Source organism: Segeticoccus sp. (genome assembly GCF_035708005.1).
This window is the reverse complement of the sequence record NZ_DASSTI010000092.1, coordinates 1-10,991: the sequence shown is the minus strand read 5'-3', so window position 1 is coordinate 10,991 and position 10,991 is coordinate 1. Positions and strand designations below refer to the sequence as shown.

General features: G+C 71.9%; 8 protein-coding genes. 4 read left to right on the top strand and 4 right to left on the bottom strand.

Annotated elements, in window-relative coordinates; all coding sequences use genetic code 11:
• The 3 genes from VFL99_RS09710 to cysK form a co-directional block, all read right to left on the bottom strand.
• A partial coding sequence (locus tag VFL99_RS09710) for a sialidase family protein (protein WP_325106147.1) occupies nt 1-1,225 on the bottom strand: 1,225 nt, incomplete at its 3' end.
• Nucleotides 1,226-1,484: 259 nt separating this feature from the next.
• A complete protein-coding gene (gene epsC / locus VFL99_RS09705; RefSeq protein ID WP_325106146.1) occupies nt 1,485-2,138 on the bottom strand; it encodes a serine O-acetyltransferase EpsC in 654 nt (217 codons plus the stop codon).
• 2 nt (nt 2,139-2,140) lie between these two features.
• Complete coding sequence (gene cysK, locus VFL99_RS09700) at nt 2,141-3,070, bottom strand: cysteine synthase A (RefSeq protein WP_325106145.1); 930 nt, start codon at nt 3,068-3,070, stop codon at nt 2,141-2,143.
• Nucleotides 3,071-3,224: 154 nt separating this feature from the next.
• On the opposite strand from cysK, the gene VFL99_RS09695 reads away from it, so the two are divergent.
• From VFL99_RS09695 to VFL99_RS09680, 4 genes are all read left to right on the top strand, one after another.
• Complete coding sequence (locus VFL99_RS09695) at nt 3,225-5,567, top strand: (Fe-S)-binding protein (protein WP_325106144.1); 2,343 nt, start codon at nt 3,225-3,227, stop codon at nt 5,565-5,567.
• A 143-nt stretch (nt 5,568-5,710) separates the two neighbouring features.
• Complete coding sequence (locus VFL99_RS09690; protein WP_325106143.1) at nt 5,711-5,992, top strand: hypothetical protein; 282 nt, start codon at nt 5,711-5,713, stop codon at nt 5,990-5,992.
• Entirely contained in the window at nt 5,989-7,467 is a 1,479-nt protein-coding gene (locus VFL99_RS09685) for a hypothetical protein (protein ID WP_325106142.1), read from the top strand. Before VFL99_RS09690 ends, VFL99_RS09685 begins: the two co-directional genes overlap by 4 nt.
• Before the next feature lie 171 nt (nt 7,468-7,638).
• Nucleotides 7,639-7,941, top strand: coding sequence for a DUF2795 domain-containing protein (locus VFL99_RS09680; protein WP_325106141.1), 303 nt, complete (start codon nt 7,639-7,641; stop codon nt 7,939-7,941).
• A gap of 15 nt (nt 7,942-7,956) precedes the next feature.
• On the opposite strand, the gene VFL99_RS09675 is transcribed toward VFL99_RS09680, so the two are convergent.
• The coding region (locus tag VFL99_RS09675) for a beta-N-acetylglucosaminidase domain-containing protein (RefSeq protein WP_325106140.1) at nt 7,957-10,991 on the bottom strand (3,035 nt) is incomplete at its 5' end.

The following is a 10,991-nucleotide window of genomic DNA, read 5'->3' as shown; positions in this document are numbered from 1 at the left end:
CGGGCACGGCGACGTGGAGCGGAGCGCAGACACCACCCAGCCAGTCCGGGCTGAAGCTGGAGAAGGTGATGTTGCGGTAGCCGTTGCTCTCCCAGAGCAGGCCGAAGTTGCCGTTGGGCAGCCGCTCCAGCGTCGAGTAGGCGGCGAAGCCCGGCTCGACGACCTTGCGAATCGGCCAGGTCCGTCCGTCGTCACAGGACTGCTTGACGACCAGGTTCTCGCGGGCCGACTGGCTCTCGTTGTTGCTGAAGAGCAGCTTGTGCGCCTCGGGACTGTTCGGGCCCGCGTTACGGTTGTACCGCAGGATTGACCCGTTGTCCGACGGGTCCGGCAGCTGGTGGTCGTCCACGGGCTGGCTCCACGTCTCCCCACCGTCGGTGGAGTAGGCCACCTTGCGGTATCCGCTCGCGGAGCGGCTGTTGAGCATCAGCCGTCCGTCGGCCAGCTCGACCACCTTGTTCTCGTCCATCCCCGGACCGACGAGCTTGCCGTGGTGCCACGTCTGCCCGTGGTCGTCGCTGTAGACGCTCATCGCCCAGTTCCCGCCCTGGTAGCGGACGGCGTACTGCTGCACCAGCCGGCCGGCATACTTCCCGCGCTTGATCTGGATGCCCTTGCCCGAGGAGGCGAACATGCCGCCCCACTGCGGTTCCTTGATCTCGTGGGTGATCCGCCGGTGCTGCCAGGTCCGCCCGTCGTCGTCGGAGTAGCTGTAGTCCGCCTGCAGCACGTCCGGGTCGCTCTCGTCGGTGCCGGTGTGCGACCCGAAGTAGCCCTGGTTCATGCCCGCGGCATAGAAGAGGAAGATCCGCCCGGTGTCGTGGTCCACCACCAGGCTGGGGTCGCCGTAACCGTGCGGTGCCGGGTCCTCCCGGACCACCTGCTGGGTCTGCCAGGTCCGGCCGTCGTCCGTGCTCCGGCGGATGACCATCTTGATGTGGTTGGGCAGGTCGCCCAGCGTCGGCCGCGCGTCGTAGGCCGCGATCAGTGTGCCCTGCGTGGTCGTCGCCAACGCGGGGATCCGGTAGTACGGCGATCCCGCACCCGCGGTCGCCAGGTTCTGGGAGGTCAGCCCACTGGCGTCGGTCGAGGCGGAGGCCGTCGTGCTCGTGGACGGGGCGGCGCTGGCCGCAGGGCCGAGGGCCGCGCCGAACGCGAGCGCGAGGCCGGGGACCAGGGCGGCGGCGACCAGCGGGCGACGGGACCGGCGGGGACGATGGGACATCAGCGGGACTCCTCCATGGCAGGGATATCCGATATCGGACGTCTGATGTCCTGTGACGCTAGCGAGGCCGAGCGAACGGGGTCAATGAACTTGACGAAGTCCTTACCGTTGCCGGCCGAGAACCGGCACCGGGCCGCGGCATCGCAAACTCAACTGGCAGTGCCCTCGACCGCGCCGCGTGCTAGGCACGGGTTCGGCCGCGGACGCCGAGTACTGCCAGTTGAGTTTGCGGTCGGGCGACGTCCCGCCGGCAGACGGCTCAGATCCAGATGGCCGGGTCCTGGAACATCAGCTCGTAGGGGTCCTGCCCCGCCTGCGGCAGGCGGATACGGGCCGGGACGCCCGTGGCGACGGCACCGTTCGGCACGTCCTTGACGACGACGGAGTTGGCGCCGACCTGGACGTCGTCGCCGACCGTCACCGGGCCCAGGATGCGGGCTCCGGCACCCACGGTGACCCGGTTGCCCACGGTGGGGTGCCGCTTGACGCGCTGCATCGTCCGCCCGCCGAGCGTGGCGCCGTGGTAGAGCATCACGTCGTCGCCCACCTCGGCCGTCTCCCCGATCACCACGCCCATCCCGTGGTCGATGAAGAACCGCTTGCCGATCTGCGCCCCGGGGTGGATCTCCACCCCGGTCACGGCGCGCGCCAGCTGCGACAGCATCCGCCCGGCCAGCCGCCCACGCGGCTGCTCCCACAGCCGGTGGGCGAGCCGGTAGGTCCAGATCGCGTGCAAGCCCGGCGAGGCGAGGAACATCTCGAGCCGCGAGTCGACCGCCGGGTCGCGGGCCACCGCGGCGTCGAGGTCCTCGCGGACCCCCGCGACCACCCGGCCCAGCCGCTGGATCGGGCTGGCCCGCCGAGCGCTGCGCTCCGTCCCGGAACGCGCGGTCGTCTTCATGAGCAAGGCCATCGTCAGTCCGCGAGGCCCTCGAACAGGATCGTCGAGATGTAGCGCTCACCGAAGTCCGGGAGCACGACGACGACGAGCTTGCCCTTGTTCTCGGGCCGCGCCGCGACCTGGAGCCCGGCCGCGATCGCCGCGCCCGAGGAGATGCCGCACAGGATCCCCTCCTCCGTGGCGGCCCGCCGGGCGTGCTCCACCGCGGTCGGGGCATCCACGGTGACGACCTCGTCATACACGTCGGTGTCGAGCACCTTCGGAACGAAGTTGGCACCGAGGCCCTGGATCTTGTGCGGGCCGGCGGGCTTGCCGGACAGGATGGCGGACTCGGCCGGCTCCACCGCGACGACCTGCACGTCCGGCTTGCGCTCCTTGAGCAGCCGGCCGGCGCCCGTGATGGTCCCGCCGGTGCCGATCCCCGAGACGAGGATGTCGACCTTGCCGTCGGTGTCGGCCCAGATCTCCTCACCGGTGGTCTCCCGGTGGATGCGCGGGTTCGCCTCGTTCTCGAACTGGCGGGCGAGCACGTTGCCCTCCGGGGCAGCGAGCTCCTCGGCCTTCTCGACGGCGGCGGACATGCCGCCCGAACCCGGGGTCAGGACCAGCTCGGCGCCGAACGCCCGCAGCAGGGCCCGCCGCTCGCGGCTCATGGTGTCGGGCATGGCCAGCACGACCTTGTAGCCGCGGGCCGCCCCGACCATGGCCAGCGCGATGCCGGTGTTGCCGCTGGTCGCCTCGACGATCGTGCCGCCCGGCTTCAGCTCGCCGGACTGCTCCGCCGCGTCGACGATGGCCACGCCGATGCGGTCCTTGACGCTGTTGGCCGGGTTGGCGCCCTCGATCTTGACCGTGACGGTGGCGTCGAGCCCCTCGGTCAGCCGGTTCAACCGGACCAGCGGGGTGTGGCCGACGGTGGCGAGGATGTCGTCATGGATGGGCACGGCGGAGACCTTTCGTTCGAACCTGCGAAGCGGACACGTCGGGGGCGACAACCCCGGCGCCTTTATCCGTATTCCAACACGTCGTTATGCCCCTATCCGCAGCAGGTGCGCGGCGGTGGTATGCCGTGCGCCTCCTGTTCGTAGACTCCCCGTCATGTCGGCACTGCAGATCGTCGCCACCGTCATCGTCCTGGCCCTGACCGCGGTGGCCGTCGCGCTGTTCGTGCGCACGGTGGCGCGGTACGTGCAGGTGTTCCGGCTGGGGCAGCCGGCGCCGGGACGCACCGACGAGCCGGGGCAGCGCACGACCAACCTCATCCGGGAGTTCCTGGGCCACACCCGGATGGCCAAGATCCCGCGCGTCGCGGTCGCCCACTGGTTCGTGATGATCTCCTTCGGGCTGTTGTTCATCACGCTGCTGCGGGCCTACGGCCAGCTGTTCAACCCCGACTTCGCCTTCCCGTGGCTGTCGCACTTCGTGCCGTACGAGTGGGCCGTGGAGGTCATCGCCTGGCTGTCGTTCGCCGGGATCCTGACGCTGATGGTGATCCGACAGGCCAAGCACCCCCGGGCGCAGGGCCGCTCCAGCCGGTTCTTCGGGTCGACCTTCTGGCAGGCCTACTTCGTCGAGCTCGTCATCGTCGGGGTGGTCATCTGCGTGCTGCTGCTGCGCGGTCTGGAGTACGCCCTCGGGCGCGCGCACGGTGACCCCGCCGCCAGCGGACTCCACTTCCCGCTGACCGCGTGGTACGGCCAGTGGCTCACCGGGCACTCGGTGTCCGCACTGGGCTCGGCGATCGTCGTGGTCGCCGCGCTGAAGCTGATCATCTCGATGGTCTGGATGCTCACCATCGCCCGAACCCCCACGATGGGCATCGCCTGGCACCGGTTCCTGGCCTTCTTCAACATCTGGCTCAAGCGCCACCCCGAGGGCGGCACCTCCCTGGGGCCGCTGCAGCCGATCCACGTCGGCGGCGAGCCGGTCGACTTCGAGAACATCGAGGAGCTCGACGAGGATGCCGCCCTGGGCGTGGGCAAGGTCGAGGACTTCACCTGGAAGGGCCTGCTGGACTTCACCACCTGCACCGAGTGTGGCCGCTGCCAGTCCCAGTGCCCGGCCTGGAACACCGAGAAGCCCCTGTCGCCCAAGCTGCTCGTCATGGGCCTGCGCGACCACGCCCACGCCAAGGCGCCTTGGCTGCTGGCCACCGAGGAACAGCGCGCCGCCGCCGAGCAGGACGGCGACGGCGGCCGCCCGGGTCCCAACCTGACCAACGACCCCTCCCTGGCGACCGCCAAGGCCGCCTCCGAGCGCGCACTGGTGGGTGAGACGGCATACGGGGACGACCCACTGGCCGCCTACAACCCCGCCGGCGGGGACGCGGTCATCGACCCCGACGTGCTGTGGTCGTGCACCACCTGCGGGGCCTGCGTGGAGCAGTGCCCGGTTGACATCGAGCACGTCGACGAGATCGTGGACCTGCGCCGCTACCAGGTGCTCATCGAGTCCGCCTTCCCCAGCGAGCTCGGTGGGCTGTTCAAGAACCTGGAGAACAAGGCCAACCCCTGGGGTATGTCCGCCCGCGCCCGGCTGGACTGGGCCAAGGACCTGCCCTTCGAGGTCAAGGTGCTCGGGGCAGATGTGGAGTCGGCCGAGGAGATCGACTACCTGTTCTGGGTCGGCTGCGCCGGCGCCTTCGAGGACCGCGCCAAGAAGACCACCCGCGCGGTGGCCGAGCTGCTGCACACCGCCGGCGTCTCCTTCGCCGTCCTCGGCGACGGGGAGTCCTGCAACGGCGACCCGGCCCGCCGCGCGGGCAACGAGTTCCTCTTCCAGATGCTGGCCCAGCAGAACGTCGAGGTTCTGGGCGAGGCCAAGGTGACCAAGATCGTCGTCACCTGCGCGCACTGCTTCAACACCCTCAAGAACGAGTACCCGCAGGTCGGCGGCCACTACGAGGTCGTACACCACACGCAGCTGCTCAACCGGCTCGTGCGCGAGAAGCGGCTCGTGCCGGTCGCCCGACCCGAGGAGGCCGACACCACCGGCGCCGCCTCCACCGGCGAGCTGGTCACCTACCACGACCCCTGCTATCTCGGTCGGCACAACGGCGTCTACTCCCCTCCCCGCGAGCTCATCGGTGCGCTGCCCGGCGTCCAGCTCAAGGAGATGGAGCGCTCCGGCAACCGCTCGTTCTGCTGCGGCGCCGGCGGCGCCCGCATGTGGATGGAGGAGAAGCTCGGCACCCGGATCAACAACAACCGCACCGCCGAGGCCGTCGCCACCGGCGCCGACCGGATCGCCATCGGCTGCCCCTTCTGCCGGGTCATGCTCAGCGACGGCCTGACCGAGCAGCAGTCCAACGGCCAGGCCCGCGAGGAGGTCGAGGTGGTGGATGTGGCCAACATGCTCCTGGCCGCCGTCCGCCGTGGCGACGGACAGCAAGACCTGGACTCCGCCCCCGAGCCGGCACCGGAGCCCGAGCCCACCAACTGACAGCCCCCGGGGGCCCACGGGCAGCGGTATGCCGTCCCGGCACCGCCCGCGCGTCCCCATCGGTATGCCGCACCGCACCCGCCGTCCACACCCCACCAGTGCGGGCTGCCCGGGCGACCGCTTCCCGCCATACCGTCCTGGACATGGTGGGGGCGAGCGGCGCGAGCGCAGAGGCAGCGCACGTGCGTGCCCTGGCCCGGGCAGTGGCCCGGCTGGCCGACGAGCTGCGCGCCACGCGTGACCAAGCCCTGAGCGCCACCGGCGTGAACTGGGTCTCGGCCGCGGCCGGACGCTACCGCGACCGGGTCCACGAGGAGGTGGTCGGGCTCACCGCGCTGGCCGGGGAGCTCGACGACGCGGCGCGCCTGCTGCTGGCCCACGCGGCGGCCGTGGAGGTCGCCGCCGTGGAGGAGCCGCACCGATGACGGTCCCGTCGCCCGCCCCGCTCGGCAACGACACACCACCGGCGCCAACCCGGTTGCGGGTGGAGGGCGGCTTCGCCGGGACGGCCGCCTGCCTGACCGACATGGAGTCGGCCGCCCGAGTGCTCGACGGCGTCGGCGACGACGTGCGGCACGTCGCGGCCCGGGCCGTGAAGTGCGCCGCCGCCGTCCCCCCACGATCGGTGCTGCTCAGCCCGGCCACGGCGGCGCGGGCCGAGGGGCGGCTGGCCAGCACCGTCGCGGGACCGACCGGACTCGTGGCTCGTGGCCTGGCGATCGACGGCGTCGCCGACGAGCTGCGGTGCGCGGCACGGGCCTACCGGGAGGCCGAGGCGGCGGCACGTTCGGCCCTCGAGATCGCGCAGCGGGCCATGGGGCTGTCGTCCTCCGCCCTCTTCATCGGAGTGACGCTGCAGCGGGCGGGGACCGGCTGGGTCGTCGCCAACGCCCCCGTGCCGGAGCCGATCGACCCCTGGCGCGACGACCTCGCCGACCGGCTCGGGACCACTCCGTTCGCGGCGCTCGGCAAGACCCTCGACGAGGTGCCCTGGGCGACCGACCTCCTGGTCGGCGGTGCCCGCACGGCGCTCGACCTGACCGGCGGGGTGCCGCTCAGCTATCCCCACGAGGTGGCGACGCTGCTGGCCGGTTCGGCCGAGCTCGGGTGGTTCGACGACCGGCGCCCCGTGGTGGCCGTGCCCGGAGCCACGGGCCGGCCGGTGCCGCCACCCACCGGCGTGGCCGACCTGATGCGGGACCAGACGGCACTGCTGCGGTGCCACCCCGCCGACGGCCCCGCCTGCCCGCAGCAGGGGCCCGGCCGGGTCCGGATCGTGCGGGTGCGGCAGACCGACGGGTCCGGCGCCTGGGTCGTCGAGCTGCCCGGCACCCAGCAGTGGGACCCGGTGTCCGGACCGAACCCGGTGGACCTCACCGCCGACCTGCGCCTCATGGGCGAGCAGCGCACCCAGCTCGGGCGTGGCGTCGCCGCCGCGCTTGCCGACGCGATGCGCGGTGCCGGGGTCGCGCCCGGCGCCGAGCCGGTCATGCTCGCGGGGCACAGCCAGGGCGGCATCCTCGCCGCGTCGCTCGCGGCCTCCCCGGCGTTCGCGCGCCGCTTCCGGGTGACACACGTGGTCGCGGCCGGAGCGCCGATCGCCCGCCTGCCGGTGCCCGAGCGGGTCCGCGTCCTCGCCCTCGAGCACCGGCAGGACCCGGTCCCCCGGCTGGACCAGCTGGCCGACCCCGACCGGCGCCGTTGGGTGACCGTCCACCGGGATCTCGGCGACGTGGTCGACGATGCCCTCGCCGCCCACGACAGCCGTCGCTACACGCGCACGGGGCAGCTGGTCGACCGGTCCGGCGCGGCCTCGCTGCTCGACTGGCGCAGCCACAGCTCCCGGTTCCTCCGGGGCACCGGGGCTCGCGAATGGGACTACCGCCTGGTCCGGAAATAGTTGGCGACGCAACAGTTGAGCAGTCAATTCCGTGATTCTTCAGGCAGATCCGTCGAATCCGGTGGACAATTCGCCGCAATGAATTTTCCTCTTGCGGCAGGAGAAACAAAGCCGCACACTGAGGGCAGCCTCGAGCAGTTGGGGCGACAGAGTGCCTACCGGAGGTCGCCCATGAGCACGACCACACCTACCGCCAGCCGACACTCACCCTTCGCGGACCAGATCGACGTCTCGCCGGCGCGCGCCGACGATCTGTTGCCCTATCTCGGCTCCGAGCACTGTTTCCCGGCCGACCGGGAGGACCTCCTTGAGCGGGGGATCGGGCGGCACGCACCGCCCGCCGTCCTCCAGGTCATCCTGGCGCTGCCGACCGGCCGCAGCTGGCCGCACCCCGAGGCGGTCCTGCACGAACTCGGGCTCGCGCCGCCGCGGCTGACCAAGCCGCCACGGCTGCTGCACCCCTCGAGCCGATAGCACCGGGCCCGCGGCTCAGCCGGCGACGGGGTAGGCCTCGAGCTCCTTGATCGAGTAGCCGTAGCTCGTGGCCCGCTTGACCCCCTGCATCCGGACCGCCCGCACGTTCTGGGCGTCGACCCAGACCGTCTCGGTGCCGCCAGCGCTGTCGTGCACGGTGGCGGCGGGCTGCCATGTCGACCCGTCGGTGGTGACGTCGATGCGGTAGTCGGTGGCGTGTGCCGTCTCCCACACGAGCACCAGTTTGCCGACGTCCTGCGGCGTCGCGAAGGTGACCTGCAGCCACGCGTCGTCGGCATACCCGGAGGACCAGCGGGTCGACGTGTCGCCGTCGATGGCGTGGTCGGGCGTGAACTGGGGAAGGTCCAGCTCGACGCTCGAGGCGGTGGCCGTGGCCCCGTTCGAGGCCAGGGCCACGTTGGTGGCGGAGACCTCCGGGTGGACGGCTACCTTCAGCTCCGCCCGGGCGAGCACCTGCCCGTCGCGCTCCAGCGTCACGGGCACGGCATGCGTGCCGACCGAGCCACCGGAGACGGTGGCGGAGAGCGTCGGCTGCGCCCCGCGCGGCACCGTGACGGACTGGTGCGCCGGGTCCACGGACACACCGTCGACGGTGCCGAAGAGCAACGATCCGCGCACCGTCTGCGGGCGGGCGGAGCTGACCGTCACGGTGACCCGGGTGTCCTGACCGACCTGCAGGTCCGCGGCCGCCGGGGTGAGGGACAGCTCGGCCGCCGGCTGGTCGGCATACCGAGGGATGACCTCGGCGATCGATGGAGCCGCCGATCCCGCCTGCCACAGCAGGCGCACCGCGTCGGCCGTCAGCCCCCGGCCGTCGACCTCCGTGTAGCCGCCGCCGGACAGGGAGCCGACGGTGGTCCAGGAGCCCTCGGCCCGGACCTGCACCTGCGCGCTGCCGCGACCGACCACCTCGACCAGGTCGAGGGGCCGGGCCTTCGGCAGGTGCACCACGAGCGCGTCTCCCCCGGCGGGCGCGCTCGCGGCCGTGTAGGCGGTGTCCAGGTCGGCGTCGACGACGTCGGCGAAGCGGGACCCGGCGGCCGGCGCCGGTGAGCCCTCGACGGTCGGCCGGTTGGCGTCCGGGCCGCGCACGCTGAACTCGCGCACGACGACCCAGTTGTCCTGCGCCCCCGTGGCGCGCAGGCGCACGTAGCGGGCGGTGGTGCCGGCCGGCAACGTCGCCTGCACCGTGGCGCTGGTGGTGGCCGCCACCCCCGTCCAGGTCTTGCCGTCGGTCGACAGCTCGAGCTCGGCGCGGTGGAGGTAGTCGTCCGGGCTGCCGGACTTGGCCATGTCGACCTCGATCGACGTGATCGGCTGGACACTGCCGAGGTCCACCCCGACCGTGTCTCCCACGGTTGCCGCCCGGCTGCTCCAGAACCAGGTCCCCTGGTCACCGTCGAGCATGCGGGTCAGCGCGTTGTCGTGGTAGGCCGGCAGGGAGCTGAACGGGGAGACGTGCTGGCCGGCGATCCCCAGCCAGCGGTCGCTCTCGGCGAGGGCGCCGTTGACGAACTTCTCGATCACGCCGTCGTCGCCGACCACGGTCGTCGAGCCGCGCAGGCCGTGGTAGACGAACGACGTCGCCGTGGTGACCTGGCCGGCGAGCTTGGCCCGCTCCTGCAGCGCGGCGTCGCCGTCGCCGCGCCGCTGGTCGCCCAGCATCCGCAGTGCGGTGCGCCCCGCCGTGCCCCACGCCGCCGCGGAGTCGAGCCACGGCCGGGTGTCGTCGAGGAAGGCCGGGTCGTGCATCTGCGCAGCGAGCACGTCCGGGAGGGACTGCACGAGCGCGAAGTAGTCGTCCAGCGGGGCAGCAGCCGAGTCGTCGCCGCCCTCCCAGGCCGACCAGAAGGCGTCCACCTTCGCCGACAGCGCCGGTGCATGCTGGTCGTCGATCCGCGACGAGTAGTTGAGGTCGGCGAAGGCCGCGAGCGCCGCCTGCGCCTGCGGGTCGGAGCCGGCGAGCTCGCGGATCCCGGCCTGCCACGCCTGCTGCGGGTCGTAGGCGTCGTCGTTCCAGGTGAAGTCCGCGACGCCGAAGAGCGCGATCTTGGACGCCTCCGGCTGGATCATCGGGTTGGCGGTGATGCCGTGGAGCGAGTCCGTCATGCCGGCGTCCCGGCCCACGTAGGGGCCGAGCAGCAGCCGGTCGGTCACGTAGTCGTTGACCGGGTAGTTGTCCCACACGAGGATGTCGTGGCCGAAGACGGACTTCGCCTGCGCCGCCTGCGCCGTGGTGATGGTCGGCGCGATCACGCCGACGCCGGTCCACTCCACGACGACGGCCGGGTCGAGGTCCTCCCGCAGCGCCCTCTTGTAGCCCGACTCGCTGACGTTGTAGTACTCCGTCGGCACCATCTGCAGCCGCGAGGCACCCTCGTGGGTGGCGATGAAGTCGCGCTGCACGGCGTTGAGCAGGTAGGCCTGCGCCTTGCCGGCCGCCGCCCCGCCCGTGCCGAACTTCTCCTTGTCGGCCGCGCAGTTCCAGTTGGTGTAGCTGATGTCGTCCAGCGGCACGGCGAAGTCACGCACCCCGATGTCCCACAGCGACTGGAACTTGTCGACGAGCGCCTGCTCGTCCGCGGCCGAGCTGTAGCAGACGGACAGTCCCGGCGAGAGGGCGTAGGTGAACTTGACGTGGTTCGCCTCGGCGCGGTCGACGAGCTCCTTGAGCTGGGCCAGCTTGTCGGCCGGGTAGGCGTCGCGCCACTGCGCCCGCAGGTAGGGGTCGTCCTTGGGCGAGTAGACGTAGGTGTTCATCTTGTGCGCGCCGTAGTAGTCCAGCTGGTCCAGCCGCGCGGCGTGCGACCACGGCGTGCCGTAGAAGCCCTCGATGGTGCCGCGGATCGGCATCGCCGGCCAGTCGCGCACCGTCACCGCCGGCAGCGCGTGGTGGCCGATCAGCTGCCGCAGCGTCTGCACCGCGTAGAACGTGCCGGCACCGTCCACACCGGACAGTGCCACCACGCCGTGCCCGCGCTCCAGCCCGCTGGCCAGCACGTACCCCTCGGCGGCCAGCCCGGCCGGGC

Coding starts and splice junctions, on each gene's coding strand:
- VFL99_RS09685 (WP_325106142.1), top strand. CDS start 5,989: ATGACGGTCCCGTCGCCCGCCCCGCTCGGCAACGACACACCACCGGCG.
- VFL99_RS09680 (WP_325106141.1), top strand. CDS start 7,639: ATGAGCACGACCACACCTACCGCCAGCCGACACTCACCCTTCGCGGAC.
- epsC (WP_325106146.1), bottom strand. CDS start 2,138: ATGGCCTTGCTCATGAAGACGACCGCGCGTTCCGGGACGGAGCGCAGC.
- VFL99_RS09690 (WP_325106143.1), top strand. CDS start 5,711: ATGGTGGGGGCGAGCGGCGCGAGCGCAGAGGCAGCGCACGTGCGTGCC.
- VFL99_RS09695 (WP_325106144.1), top strand. CDS start 3,225: ATGTCGGCACTGCAGATCGTCGCCACCGTCATCGTCCTGGCCCTGACC.